Below are 18,054 nucleotides of genomic sequence, written 5' to 3' on the forward strand. Positions count from 1 at the left end.
GCAGTACGCAGTTGGCAGCGGGTCCAAAAGACCGGCTTTCGAAGTCGTAGTGGTCGAGCTTGATAACAAACGAAGGGGACAATATGACAGCAAGCCTTTGGTTCGCAGTGGCATGCGGCGTGATCGCCGTGATGTATGGTTTATGGGCGCGAAGCTGGATCTTGAAGCAGGACGCCGGCAACCCGCGCATGCAGGAAATCGCAACTGCGATCCAGGAAGGCGCTGCCGCATACCTCGGCAGGCAGTACAAGACGATCGCCATGGTGGGCGTGGTGCTGCTGATCGCCATTGGCCTCCTGCTCGACATGAAAACCGCGCTCGGCTTCCTGATCGGCGCCGTGCTGTCCGGGGCCTGCGGCTTCATCGGCATGAACGTGTCGGTGCGCGCCAATGTGCGCACGGCGCAAGCGGCCACCAAGGGCATGAACGAAGCGCTCGACGTGGCCTTCAAGGGCGGCGCCATCACCGGCATGCTGGTGGTGGGCCTGGGCCTGCTGGGCGTGGTGCTGTTCTACGCCATGCTGACCAGCATCGCTTCCAATGGCTACCCCAATCCCCAGCTGACGCCGCACGACGTGATCAAGCCGCTGATCGGCCTGGCCTTCGGCGCGTCGCTGATTTCGATCTTTGCGCGTCTGGGCGGCGGCATCTTCACCAAGGGCGCCGACGTGGGCGCCGACCTGGTGGGCAAGGTGGAAGCCGGCATCCCGGAGGATGACCCGCGCAACCCCGCCGTGATCGCCGACAACGTGGGCGACAACGTCGGCGACTGCGCCGGCATGGCGGCCGACCTGTTTGAAACCTACGTGGTGACCCTGATCGCCACCATGCTGCTGGGCGCGCTGATGATCGTCAATGCGCCGACCCAGGCCATCGTCTATCCGCTGCTGCTGGGCGCGGTGTCCATCCTCGCTTCCATCGTCGGCTGCTCCATGGTCAAGGCCAAGCCGGGCAAGAAGATCATGTCGGCGCTGTACACCGGGCTGTGGTGGGCCGCCGGCCTGTCGCTGGTGGGCTTTGCCGCCGTCACCTGGCAAGTGTGGCCGGACGACGCCATGCGCTATCGGATGATGGGCTCGACCGTGGTCGGCATCGTGCTGACTGGGCTGATGGTCTACATCACCGAGTACTACACCGGGACCGACTTCCACCCGGTGCGCCACATCGCCGAAGCGTCGACTACCGGTCACGGCACCAACATCATCGCCGGCCTGGGCGTGTCGATGAAGTCCACCGCCTATCCTGTGCTGGCGGTGTGCGCGGCCATCCTGGTGTCCTACCAGCTGTCCGGCCTGTACGGCATCGCGATCGCGGCCACCGCCATGCTGTCCATGGCCGGCATCATCGTGGCGCTGGACGCCTACGGCCCCATCACCGACAACGCCGGCGGCATCGCCGAGATGTCCGGCATGCCCGACTCCGTGCGCGCCATTACCGATCCGCTGGACGCGGTGGGCAACACCACCAAGGCGGTCACCAAGGGTTACGCCATCGGCTCGGCCGGCCTGGCCGCGCTGGTGCTGTTTGCCGACTACACGCACGCGCTGGAATCGGTGGGCAAGAGCATCACGTTCGACCTGTCCAATCCCATGGTGATCGTGGGGCTGGTGATCGGCGGCCTGATACCTTACCTGTTCGGCGCCATGGCCATGGAAGCGGTGGGGCGCGCGGCGGGAGCCGTGGTGGTGGAAGTGCGGCGCCAGTTCCGCGACATCAAGGGCATCATGGACGGCACCGGCAAGCCGGAATACGACAAGGCGGTGGACATGCTGACCGCCTCGGCCATCAAGGAAATGATACTGCCGTCGCTGCTGCCGGTGCTGGTGCCCATCCTGGTCGGCATGCTGCTGGGACCGGCGGCGCTGGGCGGGCTGCTGATGGGGACCATCGTCACCGGCCTGTTCGTGGCCATTTCCATGACCACCGGCGGCGGCGCCTGGGACAACGCCAAGAAATACATCGAGGACGGCAATTTCGGCGGCAAGGGTTCGGATGCCCACAAGGCCGCCGTCACCGGGGACACCGTGGGCGATCCATACAAGGATACGGCCGGTCCGGCGGTGAATCCGCTGATCAAGATCATCAACATTGTCGCGCTGCTGCTGGTGCCGCTGCTGCCGGCGGCCGGCTGGCTGGCCGTGACGCAGCAGGCGCCGGTGCATGCACCGGCCGTCGTGCCGCCGCCCCCGGTCCTGACGGCGCCCGCCGAACCGGTCACCACCTCGCCGTAGGGCGGGTTAGCTCCGCGTAACCCGCCGGAGCCGTCGCGACGCATGGCGGCTTACGCGGGGCTGTGCCCCGCTAACCCGCCCTACGTGTTCACGTGGTTCGCATGGTTCGCATGGTCGCCCGCTGCGCCCGGTGCGCCTCTGGGCCGCGTGCGACAGGCCCGGCCGGGCAGCGCTATCATGCTCGCATCGCCGCGTTGCGGGAGGATGCCATGAAAACTCTGCTGTTAGCCGGGCTGCTCGCCTGCCAGCCCCTGTGCCAGGCCTGGGCGCAAACGCCGCCAGCCTCGCTGCCGCGCGTGGTGCCGGATGCCTCCGGCGGCGAAGCGGCCGCCGAGGCTTTCCGCAAGCTGCCGGTCTGCTCCCTCGCCCCGGACGGCAAGAAGCTGCTGGTCGAACCCTGCCGCCCGGCGCCATCCCGCAACTTCACCCAGCGCCGCTCCGTGCCGCAGACGATCCTGACCATGCCGCCTTCCCGGCAAGCCCAGCCTCTGCCGCAGCTGTCGCGCCCGCCCGCCACTGCCTACACGCCAGTCCCGGTCCCGCCGCCTGCCACCCGTCCGCTGGGCACCTGCGACGCCGCCGGCTGCCGCGACGCCAGCGGCACCCGCTACCAGGGCACCGGCCCGGTGCTGCTGGACCCGTCCGGCCGCCCCTGCCGAACGGATGGCCAATGGGTCCAGTGTTGAGCTACAATTCGACCTGACGTTTACGTAAGCGTAAAGTGCGCGTAAGCTAACATCCTGCGGAATTCAGACTAGGGGAAGACATGCAAATCAAGGACAATGTATTCATCATCACCGGCGGCGCATCGGGCCTGGGCGCATCGACCGCGCGCATGATCGTGGAGGCGGGCGGCAAGGTTGTGCTGGCGGACGTGCAGGTTGAAGCCGGCCAGGCGCTGGCTGCTGAGCTGAAGGGCGTATTCGTCAAGTGCGACGTCACGTCCGAAGCGGACGGCAAGGCCGTGGTGGAAGCGGCCACTGCGCTGGGCACGCTGCGCGGCCTGGTCAACTGCGCCGGCGTGGCGCCCGCCGTGAAAACCGTGGGCAAGGACGGCCCGCACCCGCTGGACGTATTCCAGCGCACCGTGAACATCAACCTGGTGGGCACCTTCAATATGTGCCGCCTGGCTGCGGACGCCATGGGCAAAACCGAAGCGGCCGAGCACGGCGAGCGCGGCATCATCATCAACACCGCCTCCGTGGCGGCCTATGACGGCCAGATCGGCCAGGCCGCCTACGGCGCCTCGAAAGCCGCCGTGGTCGGGCTGACGCTGCCGATGGCGCGCGACCTGTCGCGCAGCGGCATCCGCGTGATGACCATCGCTCCCGGCATCTTTGAAACCCCGATGCTGCTGGGCATGCCGGCCGAAGTGCAGGACGCGCTGGGCAAGATGGTGCCGTTCCCGCCGCGCCTCGGCAAGCCGTCCGAATACGCCATGCTGGCCAAGTCCATCATCGAGAACGTCATGCTGAACGGCGAAACCATCCGCCTGGACGGCGCGATCCGCATGCAGCCCAAGTAACTTTTGATGTAGGATGCGAGTGTCATCGGGCGCGCAGCCTTGGTTGCGCGCCCGATTCATTTTTGGAGCCTACATGATCAAGTTGCACTCGCTGGCGCTGGCTGCCCTGCTGGCGTCTTCCGCCCACGCGCAGGACCGCGCGCCCGAAATCGCCACCGGCTACACCGAAAAAGCCGGCGTCATTGCCGAGAAGTTCATGGTCGCGTCGGCCAATCCGCACGCTTCCAACGCCGGCTACGAGATGCTCAAGCAGGGCGGCAGCGCGATCGACGCCGCCATCGCCACCCAGCTGGTGCTGACGCTGGTGGAGCCGCAATCGTCGGGCATCGGCGGCGGCGCCTTCGTGATGCACTTCGACGGCAAGCGCGTGCAAGCCTACGATGGCCGCGAAACCGCGCCGTCCGCCGCCACCGAAAAACTGTTCCAGGACGCGAACGGCAAGCCGCTGTCGCGCGAGGCGGGCGTAGTGGGCGGCCGCTCCACCGGCGCGCCCGGCGTGCTGCGCATGCTGGAGCTGGCCCACAAGGAGCACGGCAAGCTGCCATGGGCCACGCTGTTCGGTCCCGCCATCAAGCTGGCCGACAGCGGCTTTGCCGTCAGCCCGCGCTTGAACGGCCTGCTGACCTGGGACAAATACATTGCCCGCGACCCGGTGGCCGCCGCCTATTTCTACGACAAGGACAAGAAGCCCTGGCCGGTGGGGCACGTGCTGAAGAACCCCGAGCTGGCGCGCACCCTGCGCGAAATCGCCAAGGGCGGCGCGGACGCGTTCTACAAGGGCCGCATCGCTGGCGACATCGCCGCCAAGGTGGCGTCGCACCCGACCAATCCCGGACTGCTGACGGCGGCCGACATCGCCAGCTACCGGCCGCGGCAGCGCGATCCGGTGTGCTCGGACTACAAGGCCTGGACCGTGTGCGGCATGCCGCCGCCATCGTCCGGCGGCATCGCCATCGCGCAGATGCTGGGCGTGCTGGAGACCAAGGGCATCGAGCGCTATGCGCCGGTGAACGGCCAGCTGGGCGTGGAGGCCATCCACCTGTTCAGCGAAGCGGGCCGCCTGGCCTACGCCGACCGCGCGCGCTACGTGGCCGACACCGACTTCGTGCCGCTGCCCGGCAAGGGCGTGGCGGCGCTGCTGGACAAGCACTACCTGCAGCAGCGCGCCGCGCTGATCAGCGAGCGCTCCATGGGCCGCGCCGCGTTCGGCGTGCCGGACACCGTGAAAGTGGCCTGGGGCGCGGACAACGCCATCGAAAGCCCGGCCACTTCGCACCTGTCGGTGGCCGACGCCTACGGCAACGCGATCTCCATGACCACCTCGGTGGAAGACGCCTTCGGCTCGCGCCAGATGGTGGACGGCTTCATCCTGAACAACCAGCTGACCGACTTCTCCTTCGACTCGGTGGACGAGAACGGCCCCATCGCCAACCGCGTCCAGCCGGGCAAGCGCCCGCGCAGCGCCATGTCGCCCACGCTGGTGTTCGACAAGGCGACCGGCAAGCTGGTGCTGTCGACCGGCTCGCCGGGCGGCTCGGCCATCATCAACTACGTGGCCAAGGTGCTGGTCGGCACCCTGGACTGGAAGCTGGACGTGCAGCAGGCCATCAGCCTGCCCAACGTCGGCAGCCGCAACGGCCCCACCGAGCTGGAAGCGGCGCGCGTGGCGCCGGAGGTGGTGGAGGCGCTCAAGGCGCGCGGCCATGAAGTGCGCCAGTATGAGCAGAATTCCGGCCTGCAGGGCATCATGCGCGTCACGCGCAATGGCAAGGAAGTGTGGTTCGGCGGCGCCGATCCGCGCCGCGAGGGCGTTGTGCGCGGCGACTGACCCTGCTAATCTTGACAAATGGGAATGAAAAAGAAAACCGGCCTGATCCTCTCGGGAGGCGGCGCCCGCGCCGCCTACCAGGTAGGCGTGCTACAGGCGATTAACGAGATCCTGTGGGAGGAGGGCTGGCCGCCTTCCCGCAATCCGTTCAACATCATCTGCGGCACCTCGGCAGGCGCCATCAACGCCACCGCGCTGGCCTGCCGCGCCGACAATTTCAGCGAGGGCGTGCAGAAGCTGCTCGACGTGTGGCAGAACTTCGCCGTCGAGCAGGTGTACCGCGCCGATTCGCTGGGCGTGATCCGCTCCGGCGCGCGCTGGCTGTCGCTGCTGTCCTTCGGCTGGCTGCTGCGCAAATGGCGCGCCGCGCCGCCGCGCTCCCTGCTCGACAACACCCCGCTGGTGAGCCTGCTGCACCGCATGCTGGACCTGCCGCGCCTGGACATGGTGCTGCAGGAAGGCTTGTTGCACGCGCTGGCCGTCACTGCCTCGTCCTACACCGGCGGCCAGCACGTGACCTTTTTCCAGACCGCCGCCGATATCGCGCCGTGGGTGCGCACCCAGCGCATCGCCATGCAAGACCAGATCGGCGTCGAGCACCTGCTGGCGTCGTCGGCCATCCCCTTCATTTTCCCGGCCACGCCGCTGTACCTGGGCGGCCAGCACGAATACTGCGGCGACGGCTCCATGCGCCAGCTGGCGCCGATTTCGCCGGCCATCCACCTGGGCGCGGACAAGGTGCTGGTGATCGGGGCGGGGCGGCTGCACGAACCGGTCGAGCAGCGCACGGAGACGGCGCGCTACCCCAGCCTGGCGCAGATCGCCGGCCACGCGCTGTCCTCGATTTTCCTCGACAGCCTGGCGGTGGACATCGAGCGCCTGGAGCGCATCAACAAGACGCTGTCGCTGCTGCCCCAGGAATACCTGGCGCAGACGCCGCTCAAGCCGGTGGAGCTGCTGGTGATTGCGCCGTCCGAGCGGCTGGACGATATCGCCAGCCGCCACATCGGCAGCCTGCCGGCGCCGATCCGCACCATGCTGTCGGGCATAGGGGCCACCGAAACGCGCGGCTCCTCGCTCGCTTCCTACCTGCTGTTCGAGTCCACGTATACTTGCGAGTTAATCCGGCTAGGCCAGCGCGACACGCATGCGCGCAAGGCCGATGTGCTGGCCTTCTTCAATAGCTAGGGCTGGTCCGTGTTGTCCTTCCGCCGTCTTTTCCGCCGAGTGCTCTGTGCTGCACTGCTCTGCGCCGCCGTGCTGGCCGAGGCGGCCGCGCCGCCCCGCACCTTGCGCTTCGAGCAGCTGGACGTGGAAGACGGGCTGGCGCAGGAATCGGTACTGGCGGTGGCGCAGGACCAGCAGGGCTTCATGTGGTTCGGCAGCCAGGCCGGCTTGAGCCGCTATGACGGCGCGCGCATCCTCACCTACCGCAACTCGGTGTCCGACCCGCGCAGCCTGGCCGACAACTGGGTGCGCGTGCTGCACGTGGACCGCACCGGCCGCATGTGGATAGGCACGGACGGCGGCCTGGACCGCTACGAGCCGCTGACGCAGAGCTTCACGCACTTTCCGCCCAACGAGCCGGCCAAGCGCGGCAACGGCAACCGCCACGTGCGCGCCATCGTCGACGACGGCAAGGGCGGTCTGTGGGTAGGCACCTCCGACGGCCTGCAGCATTTCGATCCGGCCAGCGGCCGCTACACCTACTGGCACCACGACGCGGCGCTGCCGGGCAGCCTGGGCAGCGACCAGGTGAACGCGCTGGCGCGCGACGCCGAGGGCCGCCTGTGGGTGGGCACGGCGGCCGGCCTGGACCTGCTGGAACCAGGTGCGCAAGCCTTCCGCCACTTCAAGGTGGAAGCGGCGCCGGACACGCGCTTCGAAGCGGTGTTGTCGCTGTTCGCCGACAAGGACCATACGCTGTGGATAGGCACCATGGCCGGCATCGAGCAGTGGAAGCTGGCGGCCGGCGCCGCGGCGCCGCAGCGCCGCCGCCTGGGCGAGAAGGAAGGCCTGAAGCCGGGCGTGGTCACCGTCATCTACCAGGACGTGGAAGGGACGCTGTGGGCCGGCAGCCAGACCGAGGGCCTGTTCCGCTGGCGTCCCGCCGAGGGCCGTTTCGTGCAGTACCGGCACCAGGTGGCGGACCCGCACAGCCTGGCCGACAACTACGTGTCGGCGCTGTTCCGCGACCGGCTGGGCACCATGTGGGTGGGCACCTGGTACAGCGGCGTGAGCCGGGTGGACCTGGGCAGCGGCGGCTTCGCGCGCCTGGTGCACGACGCCGAGCGGCCCCGTTCGCTGAGCGACAACAAGGTGCGCGCCATCGTCGACGCCGGCGGCGGCAAGCTCTGGCTGGGCAATAACGACGGCCTCACGCTGTACGATCCGATCAGCGCCGAAGGCCAGGTGTTCCGCGACCCGGCGCCCGATTTCGCCGACGTGCGCGATCCGCAGGTGATCTCGCTATGGAAGGACAAGAACGGCAGCGCGCTGTGGGTAGGCGGGCGCAACGGCCTGCGCCGCTTCGACACCGCCACGCGCCGCTACCAGCGCGTGCGCGCCTGGTCCAGCGACCCGGACGGCGACAATGTGCGCAACATCGTCGGCGACCGCAGCGGCCAGCTGTGGGTGGCCACGCGCGGCGGCTTGCACCGCTACGACCCGAAGACCGGCGCCAGCCAGACCTACCGCCACGACCCGGCCGACAGCAACAGCCTGGCCGACAACGTGGTGCGGCCCATCCTGGAAGACCGGCGCGGCGCACTGTGGATAGGCACCTTCAACGGCCTCGACCTGCTGGACCGCCAGACCGGCCGCTTCCGCCACTTCCACCACGACCCGAAGGACCCCGCCTCGCTCAGCCACGACGAGGTGCATTACCTGTACGAGGACAAGCGCGGCGTGATCTGGGTCGGCACGGCGGGTGGCCTGAACCGCATGGAGATGGCGGCGGACGGCAATGTGCGCTTCAAGCGCTACCAGCGCAAGGACGGCATGGCCGACGACGCGGTGGCCGGCATCCTCGACGACGAGCAGGGCAACCTGTGGCTGAGCACCAATACCGGCATCACGCGCCTGACGGTGCAGAGCGGCCAGATGCGCAACTACGCCGGCGCCGACGGCACCATTGAAGGCGCTTACTTCGACGGCGCGGCGCTGCGCGCGCCGGACGGCACCATGTACTTCGGCGGCTTTAACGGCGTGACGGCGTTCGCGCCGGCCGAGATCCGCGAGAACAGCGTGGCGCCCACCGTGGCCATCACCGATTTCCAGATTTTTAACAAGTCGGTCAAGGCGGGACAGGACGGCGACGCCAGCGTGCTGAAAAGCGCCATCGAGCACACCGCCGCGCTCACCTTGCGCGAAGAGGACTCGGTGTTTTCGCTGGAGTTCGCCGCGCTGCACTACGCCGCGCCGCAGCGCAACCGCTACGCCTACCAGCTGCTCGGCTTCGACCACGACTGGGTGGTGACCGATGCCGCCAAGCGCTTCGCCACCTACACCAACCTCGATCCGGGCCGCTACCTGTTCCGGGTGAAGGCCGCCAACAAGGACGGCATCTGGAACGACAACGCGGCCACGCTGGAAATCACCATCCTGCCGCCGCCCTGGAAGACCTGGTGGTTCCGCGGCGGCGCCGCGCTGCTGCTGCTGGGCAGCGCCTACGCGGTGTACCGCGTGCGCATGCGCCAGCTGCGCGGCCAGAAGACGCGCCTGGAGCAGCAGGTGGGCCTGCGCACGGCCGAGGTGGAGCTGAAGAACCAGCTGCTGCAGCAGCAGAAGACGGAACTGGAACGGCGCCGCGTGGAGGCGGAGGCGCAGCGCGCCGAGGCCGAGCAGCGCCGCATGGACGCCGAGCGCCAGAAGCAGGAAGTGGAACTGCAGAAGGAGGCGGTGGAGCAGGCGCACCGCAACATCTCGGTGCTAAGCGAGATCGGGCGCGAGATGAGCGCCACGCTGGACATCGAGAAAGCCATGCGCACCCTGTACCGCCACGTGCGCCACCTGATGGATACGCATATGTTCGGCGTCGGTTTCTACCGCGAGGACGATGGCATCCTGGAATTCCCGTTCTCCATGGAGCGCGGCGTGCGCAGCCTGCCTTACAGCCGCGACGTGAACGACCCGGACCAGCTGGCCGTGTGGTGCTTGTACCACCGCCGCGATATCTTCATCAACGACTTCTTCGCCGAGTACGGCCGCTACATGGGGCCGGCCGGCTTGGAAAAGCTCAAGCCGGTGCTGCTGGCCGACGGCACCGAGCCCGAATACGCGCAGTCCATGCTGTACACGCCGCTGATCGTCAACGACCGCGTGGTGGGCGTGCTGTCGGTGCAGAGCAAGGAAAAGGGCGCCTACCGCCAGGTGCACCTGGACATGCTGCAAACGCTGGCCGCGCACGCCGCCGTGTCGCTCGATAACGCGCTGGCCTACCAGCGCCTGGAGGAGACGCTGCAGGAGCTGCGCGAGACGCAGGCGGAGCTGATGCAGCAGCAGGCCAAGGTGCGCCTGCACACCGAGGAGCTGGCGCTGGCCAACCGCGCCTTGCAGGACAACGAGGAACGCCTGCGCTACGCCAAGCAGAAGGCGGAAGACGCCACCCGCCAGAAGTCCGAGTTCCTGGCCAATATGAGCCACGAGATGCGCACGCCGCTGGCCGGCGTGATCGGCATGCAGGGCTTCGCGCTGCGCGACGCCACGCTGCAGGACGCGACGCGCGAGCAGATCGAACGGGCGCAGGTGAACGCGCAGGCGCTGCTGGGCATCATCAACGACTTGCTGGACTTCTCCAAGATCGAGGCGGGCAAGCTCACCATCGAGAACATCGACTTCGCGCTGGGCGGCATGGTGCAGAACGTGGCCGCCCTGTTCGACGAACAGGCCGCCGCCTACAGCGTGGGCTTTGCCGTGGAACTGGATGAAGACTTGCCGGTGTATGTGCTGGGCGACCCGACCCGCTTGCGCCAGGTGCTGGTCAACCTGGTCGGCAACGCCTTCAAGTTCACGCAGCGCGGCGAAGTGCGGCTGCGCGTTGAGCGGCTGCAGGTGCAGGCCGACCCGGCCAAGGCCGCTGCCGCCGCCGGCGCCAACCTGATCCGCTTCACGGTGGAGGACACCGGCATCGGCATCCCGGCCGACGCCATGCCGCGCCTGTTCCAGAAGTTCGAGCAGGCCGACACCACCACCACGCGCCGCTACGGCGGCACCGGCCTGGGACTGGCGATCTGCCGCCAGCTGGTGGAGCTGATGGGCGGCGAGATCCGCGTGGCCAGCACGCCGGGCGTGGGCAGCGTGTTCACCTTCGAGCTGCCGCTGGCCGACGGCGTGGCGCCGCCGTTGGTGGTGCACGTGCCGCGCGAGCCGCACAGCCACCAGCTCAAGGTGCTGTGCGCGGAGGACTTCCCCACCAACCAGATCATCATCCGCATGATGCTCGAGGAACTGGGCCACAAGGTCGATATCGCCGCCAACGGCCTGCTGGCGGTCGCCGCCTGCGCGCGCACGCGCTACGACCTTATTTTGATGGACGGCCGCATGCCGGAAATGGACGGCCCCACCGCCACGCGCCTGATACGCGAGGGTGGCCCGGACGGCGCGCCGGTGCGCGACCAGGAACTGATGATCATCGCGCTCACCGCCAACGCCAGCGAGGAAGACCGCAGCCGCTACCTGGCCTCCGGCATGGACGATTTCCTGACCAAGCCGATCGACGAGGCGGCGCTGCACTACCAGCTCAGCCGCGCCATCGAGCGCCAGCTGCAGCGCGGCATCGTGCTGCCGCGCATGGCGCCGCGCGCGCCCAGCATCGATGAACTGGACGCCATGTTCGGCGTGCCGGCCGCGCCGGTGGCGCCGTCCGTGGTGGGCATGCAGGCCGCGCCGCGCGGGCATGACGACGATCCGCTGAAAGCGCGCCTGCGCGCCGCCTTCCTGGCCGATCTGCCGGCGCGGCTGGTGGACCTGGACGAGGCCATCGGCGCCGGCGACGCGGACGGCGCGGCGCGCCTGTTCCACGGCATGAAGGGCAGCGCCGCCTATCTCGACGAACCGGAATTGCGCGATCTGTGCGGCGAGCTGGAACAGTGCGCCGACCGCGCCGCGTGGGAAGATGTGTCCGGGCGCATGCCGCAGCTGCGCGCGCTGCTGGCGGACCTGGCAGGTTCAGCCGGACTGACAGCCGCAGCCTAATCGGGTATATTGACGGAAGTGCCACAGAACGGCCATCACTGACTGAAAATCCGCTCCGGCAACGGATGCGGCGGGGCACTGGAGAGTTACATGAAAGTTTTGGTAGTAGACGATGACGTGGTCTCGCGCATGGTGCTGATGCACCTGATCGATAGCTGCGGAAAATTCGATATCGTCGAAGCGGAGGATGGGGCGGATGCCTGGCAGCAGCTGGAAGACGGGCTGCGGCCCGCTATCGTCTTTTGCGATCTGCGCATGCCGCGCCTGTCCGGCATGGAATTGCTGCAGCGCGTCAAAGGCGACCACGCGCTGACGGCGATGCCGTTCGTGCTGGTGTCCTCGGCCACCGACAAGGAAACCGTGCAGCAGGCTACCAAGGCCGGCGCGGCCGGCTACATCGTCAAGCCCTTCCAGGCCGACCAGGTGCGCATCCACCTCACCGCCTTTCTCGACCAGGCCGCCAGCGGCTATGAGCACGTGGCCGAAGCGCCATCCGCCACCCAGCTGCGGCTCGGCATCAACGCCGACCGTTTGCTGGTCTACCTCACCGGCTTCCAGAACCAGCTGACCGTGGCCAGCGGCGAGCTCGATGCGCTGTTTGCGCGCGGCGAGCAGCAGGAGGCGCAAGCGCGCATCGACCGCCTGCATGCAGGCTGCGTCACGCTGGGGCTGAACGGCGCGGCGGCCGCGCTGAAAAGTTTCGCGCCCGGTTTCCTTTCCAGCGACGCGGTGCAGGCCGTGCTGTCGGACGTGATCCGCGCCGTCATCCACCAGTCGGCCCTGGTGCGCAAGTCCATCGGCGGCGGGAACTGACGCGGCAACTGACCCGGCAGCTTGCGCGGCAAGCGAATCCGCTTGTACCCAAGATAGTTTAGGTTTAAAGTAAAAGCCTAGCAGGCTGACTTGAACCGACCACCTATCCAGGGCGACCATGAACAGACCACATGCCGCACCCCTACCGGGGCAGAGCGCCAGCGCACACGAAGACCCCTTCGCGCGCAACCATCTACCCGCACCGGAGCTGTGGCCCGAGCTGCGCTTCGACCTTCCCGAACTCCACTATCCCGAGCGGCTGAACTGCGTGGCCGAGTTGCTGGACCGCGCCGTCGCGGACGGGCAGGGCAGCCGCACCGCCATCCGTTTTGCCGGCGGCGCCTGGAGCTACGCCCACTTGCTGGAGCAGGTGGACCGCATCGCCCACGTGCTGCGCGGCCCCATGGGCCTGAAAACCGGCAACCGCGTGCTGCTGCGCGGCGCGAACAACCCGCTGATGGCGGCCGCCGTGCTGGCGGTGCTGAAGGCCGGCCTGGTGGCGGTGCCCACCATGCCGCTGCTGCGCGCGCGCGAACTGGGCGCCATCATGGCCAAGGCCGAAGTGAACGCGGTGCTGTGCGCGGACAGCCTGCACGCCGAACTGGCGGCGGCCCAAGGCTTGCCCGCCAGCGTCGTGCGGTTTGGCGGCGCTGCGGCCACTGACGCCGCCGGCTCGCTGGAAGCGCTGATGGCGCAGCAGCCGGCCAGCTTCGCCGCCTGCGACACGGCGGCGGACGACGTCTGCCTGATCAGCTTTACCTCCGGCACCACCGGCGTCCCCAAGGGCACCATGCACTTCCACCGCGACGTGCTGGCCATCTGCGACTGCTTCCCGCGCTCCGTGCTGCGCTCGGAGCGCGACGACACCTTCATCGGCACGCCGCCGCTGGCCTTCACCTTCGGGCTGGGCGGGCTGCTGCTGTTCCCGCTGCGCGTGGGCGCGGCCACCGTGCTGCTGGAAAAACTCACGCCCGAAACGCTGCTGCAGGCGATCCAGGAATACCGCGCCACCGTGTGCTTCACCGCGCCCACGTTCTACCGCCAGATGGTGCCGCTGGCCGCAAAGTACGACATCTCCAGCCTGAAAAAATCCGTGTCGGCCGGCGAGGCGCTGCCGCAAGCCACACGCGAAGCCTGGCAGCAGGCCACCGGGCTGCGGATGATAGACGGCATCGGCGCCACCGAGATGCTGCACATCTTCATTTCGGCGGCCGACGGCGACATCCGCCCCGGCGCCACCGGCAAGCCGGTGCCGGGCTACCAGGCCTGCATCCTGGACCGCGACGGCAATCCGGTGGGGCCGGGCGTGATCGGCCGGCTGGCGGTGAAAGGCCCGACCGGCTGCCGCTACCTGGCCGACGAGCGCCAGCGCGACTACGTGCACAAGGGCTGGAACCTCACCGGCGACGCCTACGAAATGGACGCGGACGGCTACTTCTTCTACCGCTCCCGCACCGACGACATGATCATCTCGGCCGGCTATAACATCGCCGGCCCCGAGGTGGAGGACGCGCTGCTGCGCCATCCGGCGGTAGCCGAATGCGGCGTGGTGGGCAAGCCGGACGAGGAGCGCGGCCAGATCGTGGAAGCGCACGTGGTGCTCAAGCCCGGCCACGAGGCCTCGCCGCAGCTGGCGGCCGAACTGCAGGAGTTCGTGAAGGGCCAGATCGCGCCATACAAATACCCGCGCGCCATCCAGTTCCTGGCGGCGCTGCCGCGCACGGAAACGGGCAAGCTGCAGCGCTTCAAGCTGCGCGCCAACCAGGAATAGAACCATGAATATTGTTTGCATAGGCGGCGGCCCGGCCGGCCTGTATTTCGGCCTGCTGATGAAGAAGCAGAATCCGTCGCACCGCATCACCGTCATCGAGCGCAACCGGCCCTACGACACCTTCGGCTGGGGCGTGGTATTCTCCGACCAGACGCTGGGCAACCTGATGAACTCGGACGAGGCCACCGCGCGCTCCATCCTGCAGTCCTTCAACCACTGGGACGATATCGACATCTTCTTCAAGGGCGAGAAGGTCACGTCCGGCGGGCACGGCTTCTGCGGCATCGGCCGCAAGCGCCTGCTCAACATCCTGCAGCAGCGCTGCGAGGAGCTGGGCGTGGAACTGGTGTTCGAGACCGAGGTGACGGACGACCAGCAGATCGCCGCGCGCTACCAGGCCGACCTGGTGATCGCCTCCGACGGCTTGAACAGCCGCGTGCGCACCCGCTACGCCGCCAGCTACCAGCCGCAGATCGAAACGCGTCACTGCCGCTTTGTGTGGCTGGGCACCAGGAAGAAGTTCGACGCGTTCACTTTCGCCTTCAAGGAGACGCCGCACGGCTGGTTCCAGGCCCATATCTACCAGTACGACGGCGACACGTCCACCTTCATCGTCGAAGCGCCGGAAACCGTGTGGCGCGCGGCCGGGCTGGAAGAAATGACGCAGGAGCAGAGCATCGCCTGGTGCGAACAGCTGTTCGCCGACCAGCTGGACGGGCACGCGCTGATGTCCAATTCGCCGCACCTGCACGGCTCGAATATGTGGATCAAGTTCCCGCGCATCGTGTGCGCGCAGTGGGTGCACTGGAACGAAGTGGACGGCCGCAGCGTGCCGGTGGTGTTGATGGGCGATGCCGCCCACTCCGCGCATTACTCCATCGGTTCGGGCACCAAGCTGGCGCTGGAGGACGCGATCGAGTTGGCGCGCTGCTTCGGACAGCACGGTGACGACGTGCGCGCGGCGCTGGCCACGTACCAGGACGTGCGCGCGCTGGAAGTAATCAAGATCCAGAGCGCGGCGCGCAACTCCATGGAATGGTTCGAGAACGTCGAGCGCTACACCGCCATGGATGCGCCGCAGTTCGCCTACTCGATGCTCACGCGCAGCCAGCGCCTGTCGCACGAAAACCTGCGCCTGCGCGACCCGGACTACGTGGCCGGCTATGAGCGCTGGCTCGCCGCTCGCGCGTTCGCGCAGGCGGGGCTTCCGGCGCCGGCCGCCGCCGCGTCCGAGTCCGCATCCGCCATCCCGCCCATGTTCACGCCCTTCAAGGTGCGCGAACTGGTGCTGAAAAACCGCATCGTGGTCTCGCCGATGGCGCAATACAGCGCCGTGGACGGCACCGTGGGCGACTATCACCTGGTCCACCTCGGCGCGCGTGCCATGGGCGGCGCCGCGATGGTGATGGCCGAAATGACCTGCGTCTCCGCCGACGCGCGGATTACGCCGTACTGCCCCGGCATGTACACCCCGGAGCATACGCAAGCCTGGAAACGCATCACCGACTACGTGCACGCCAACAGCGATGCAAAAATCGGCCTGCAGCTCGGCCACGCCGGCGCCAAAGGCTCCACGCGCGCCATGTGGGACGGCATCGACCTGCCGCTGCCCGAAGACAGGGACAACTGGCCACTGGTGTCCGCCTCCGCCCAGCAGTACCTGGCCGGCGTGTCGCAAACCGCGCGCAGCGCCACGCTGGCGGACATGCAGCGCATTGAAGCGGACTTCGTACGCGCCACGGTAGCCGCCGAGCAGGCCGGCTTCGACTGGCTGGAACTGCACTGCGCGCACGGCTACCTGCTGTCCTCCTTCATTTCGCCGCTGACCAACCAGCGCGGCGACGAGTACGGCGGCAGCGTGGAAAACCGCTGCCGCTTCCCGCTGCGCGTGTTCGCCGCCATGCGCGCCGCGTGGCCCGCGCGCAAGCCCATGAGCGTGCGCATCTCCGCGCATGACTGGGTGGAGGGGGGCATTACGCCGGACGACGCGGTGGTGATCGCGCGCCTGTTCAAGCAGGCCGGCGCCGACGTGATCGACTGCTCATCCGGCCAGGTGAGCAAGCTGGAAAAGCCCGTCTACGGACGCATGTTCCAGACCCCGTTCGCCGACCGCGTACGCAACGAAGCGGGTATCGCCGCGATGGCGGTTGGCTCCATCTTCGAGGCCGACCACGCCAACGGCATCATTGCCGCCGGCCGTGCCGACCTGTGCGCGGTGGGCAGGCCGCACCTGGCCAACCCGGCATGGACGCTGAATGAGGCAGCGAAGCTGGGCTTCCAGATGGTGCGCTGGCCCAAGCAATACCTGCCCGGCAAGCAGCAGCTGGAACGCAACCTGGAACGCGAGCGGCAGATGGCGGCGGCCAATACCGGCCTCAGCCCGCAGCAAGTTGCCGCCAAACTGCTGGAGGGCTAAGCCATGAACTCACTGACTGGAAAACACGCGCTGGTGACCGGCGGCTCACGCGGCATCGGCCTGGCCTGCGCCCGCGCCTTGCTGCTGCGCGGCGCCCGCGTGACGCTGGCCGGGCGCGACTTCGCCACCCTGTCCGAAGCGATGCAGGAGCTGCGTCCGCTGGGTGAGGTGGCGATGGAGACGCTGGACGTGGCCGACGAGGATTCCGTGCACGCCGGCTTCGCCTCCGCCGTGCAGCGCTTTGGCCGCATCGACATCCTGGTCAACAACGCGGGCCAGGCGCGCCCGGCGCCCTTCCTCAAGACGGATACCGAGCACTGGCAGCAGATGCTGGCGGTGAACCTGTCCGGCGTGTTCCACTGCTGCCAGGCTGCCTTGCCAGGCATGCTGGAGGCGGGCTGGGGACGCGTCGTGAACGTGGCCTCGACCGCCGGCCTGACCGGCTACCGCTACGTGTCCGGCTACGTGGCCGCCAAGCACGGCGTGGTGGGCCTGACGCGCGCGCTGGCGCTGGAGGTGGCGGCCAAGGGCGTGACGGTGAACGCGGTGTGCCCCGGCTACACGGAAACGGATATCGTGAAAGACGCCATTGCCAACATCATGGCCAAGACCGGCCGCAGCGAAGAGGAAGCGCGCGCCGAACTGGCGGCGGGCAATCCGCAGAAGCGCCTGGTGCAATGCGAAGAGGTGGCCAATGCCGTGGCCTGGCTGTGCCAGCCCGATTCGGCCGCCATGAATGGACAAGCTATCGCCGTCGCCGGCGGGGAAGTCATGTGATGCCTTTATCGGACAACAAGCAGGAGCTGGACCTGGCCAGCCGCCTCACCCAGGATCACCACCAGTCGCTCAAGCTGTGGCTGCGCATGCTGTCCTGCACGGTGAAGATAGAAAACGAAATCCGCAGCCGCCTGCGCGCCACCTTCGGCATCACCCTGCCGCGCTTCGACCTGATGGCGCAACTGGAGCGCCATCCGGACGGCCTGCGCATGGGCGAACTGTCCAAGCGCATGATGGTCACCGGCGGCAACATCACCGGCATCACCGACCAGCTGGAGCAGGAAAAGCTGGTGATGCGCGTGCCCGATCCGAAAGACGGCCGCGCCTACAGCGTCAAGCTCACGCAGGAAGGGCGCAGCGCCTTCGCCAGGATGGCGGAAGTGCACGAAAGCTGGGTGGCCGAGCTGCTGCAGCCCATGTCGTCCGAGGACAAGGGCCAGCTGATCGAGCTGCTATCCGAAATGAAGCGCCATCTGAACGCCTCCGAATAAAAAGGAC

11 protein-coding genes are annotated in these 18,054 nt (G+C 67.9%); all 11 read left to right on the forward strand.

Annotated elements, in window-relative coordinates:
• Positions 1-83 precede the first annotated feature (83 nt).
• The 11 genes from ACFJI2_RS03730 (at position 84) to ACFJI2_RS03780 (ending at position 18,047) form a co-directional block, all read left to right on the forward strand.
• Positions 84-2,231, forward strand: a complete 2,148-nt coding sequence (locus ACFJI2_RS03730; RefSeq protein ID WP_377703796.1) for a sodium-translocating pyrophosphatase — start codon at positions 84-86, stop codon at positions 2,229-2,231.
• 209 nt (positions 2,232-2,440) lie between these two features.
• A complete protein-coding gene (locus ACFJI2_RS03735; protein ID WP_377703797.1) occupies positions 2,441-2,917 on the forward strand; it encodes a hypothetical protein in 477 nt (158 codons plus the stop codon).
• Between the two features lie 80 nt (positions 2,918-2,997).
• Positions 2,998-3,756, forward strand: coding sequence for a 3-hydroxyacyl-CoA dehydrogenase (locus ACFJI2_RS03740; protein WP_107876939.1), 759 nt, complete (start codon positions 2,998-3,000; stop codon positions 3,754-3,756).
• 73 nt (positions 3,757-3,829) lie between these two features.
• Positions 3,830-5,584: a gamma-glutamyltransferase gene (gene ggt / locus ACFJI2_RS03745; protein WP_377703798.1), complete on the forward strand. Its 1,755-nt coding sequence runs from the start codon at positions 3,830-3,832 to the stop codon at positions 5,582-5,584.
• An 18-nt stretch (positions 5,585-5,602) separates the two neighbouring features.
• Positions 5,603-6,772 carry a patatin-like phospholipase family protein gene (locus ACFJI2_RS03750; RefSeq protein ID WP_107876935.1) on the forward strand — a complete coding sequence of 390 codons (1,170 nt, stop codon included), beginning with the start codon at positions 5,603-5,605 and terminating at the stop codon, positions 6,770-6,772.
• Positions 6,773-6,841: 69 nt separating this feature from the next.
• Positions 6,842-11,779: a two-component regulator propeller domain-containing protein gene (locus ACFJI2_RS03755; RefSeq protein ID WP_377703799.1), complete on the forward strand. Its 4,938-nt coding sequence runs from the start codon at positions 6,842-6,844 to the stop codon at positions 11,777-11,779.
• Positions 11,780-11,869: 90 nt separating this feature from the next.
• Entirely contained in the window at positions 11,870-12,592 is a 723-nt protein-coding gene (locus ACFJI2_RS03760; protein ID WP_377703800.1) for a response regulator, read from the forward strand.
• A gap of 118 nt (positions 12,593-12,710) precedes the next feature.
• On the forward strand, positions 12,711-14,363 hold the full coding sequence (locus ACFJI2_RS03765; RefSeq protein ID WP_377703801.1) for an AMP-binding protein: 1,653 nt from the start codon (positions 12,711-12,713) through the stop codon (positions 14,361-14,363).
• Between the two features lie 4 nt (positions 14,364-14,367).
• The gene (locus tag ACFJI2_RS03770; RefSeq protein ID WP_377703802.1) at positions 14,368-16,779 is read left to right on the forward strand and encodes a bifunctional salicylyl-CoA 5-hydroxylase/oxidoreductase; all 2,412 of its coding nucleotides are present in this window, start codon (positions 14,368-14,370) and stop codon (positions 16,777-16,779) included.
• Between the two features lie 3 nt (positions 16,780-16,782).
• Positions 16,783-17,556, forward strand: a complete 774-nt coding sequence (locus ACFJI2_RS03775; RefSeq protein ID WP_377703803.1) for an SDR family NAD(P)-dependent oxidoreductase — start codon at positions 16,783-16,785, stop codon at positions 17,554-17,556.
• Positions 17,556-18,047 carry a MarR family winged helix-turn-helix transcriptional regulator gene (locus ACFJI2_RS03780; protein ID WP_377703804.1) on the forward strand — a complete coding sequence of 164 codons (492 nt, stop codon included), beginning with the start codon at positions 17,556-17,558 and terminating at the stop codon, positions 18,045-18,047. The genes ACFJI2_RS03775 and ACFJI2_RS03780 overlap by 1 nt, the downstream gene beginning before the upstream one ends.
• Positions 18,048-18,054 lie beyond the last annotated feature (7 nt).

The organism is Pseudoduganella sp. UC29_71, from assembly GCF_042693265.1.
In the GTDB taxonomy this organism is placed as follows: Bacteria; Pseudomonadota; Gammaproteobacteria; order Burkholderiales; family Burkholderiaceae_D; genus Rugamonas.

Coding starts and splice junctions, on each gene's coding strand:
- ACFJI2_RS03775 (WP_377703803.1), top strand. CDS start 16,783: ATGAACTCACTGACTGGAAAACACGCGCTGGTGACCGGCGGCTCACGC.
- ACFJI2_RS03750 (WP_107876935.1), top strand. CDS start 5,603: ATGGGAATGAAAAAGAAAACCGGCCTGATCCTCTCGGGAGGCGGCGCC.
- ACFJI2_RS03730 (WP_377703796.1), top strand. CDS start 84: ATGACAGCAAGCCTTTGGTTCGCAGTGGCATGCGGCGTGATCGCCGTG.
- ACFJI2_RS03765 (WP_377703801.1), top strand. CDS start 12,711: ATGAACAGACCACATGCCGCACCCCTACCGGGGCAGAGCGCCAGCGCA.
- ACFJI2_RS03760 (WP_377703800.1), top strand. CDS start 11,870: ATGAAAGTTTTGGTAGTAGACGATGACGTGGTCTCGCGCATGGTGCTG.
- ACFJI2_RS03770 (WP_377703802.1), top strand. CDS start 14,368: ATGAATATTGTTTGCATAGGCGGCGGCCCGGCCGGCCTGTATTTCGGC.
- ACFJI2_RS03735 (WP_377703797.1), top strand. CDS start 2,441: ATGAAAACTCTGCTGTTAGCCGGGCTGCTCGCCTGCCAGCCCCTGTGC.
- ggt (WP_377703798.1), top strand. CDS start 3,830: ATGATCAAGTTGCACTCGCTGGCGCTGGCTGCCCTGCTGGCGTCTTCC.
- ACFJI2_RS03740 (WP_107876939.1), top strand. CDS start 2,998: ATGCAAATCAAGGACAATGTATTCATCATCACCGGCGGCGCATCGGGC.
- ACFJI2_RS03780 (WP_377703804.1), top strand. CDS start 17,556: ATGCCTTTATCGGACAACAAGCAGGAGCTGGACCTGGCCAGCCGCCTC.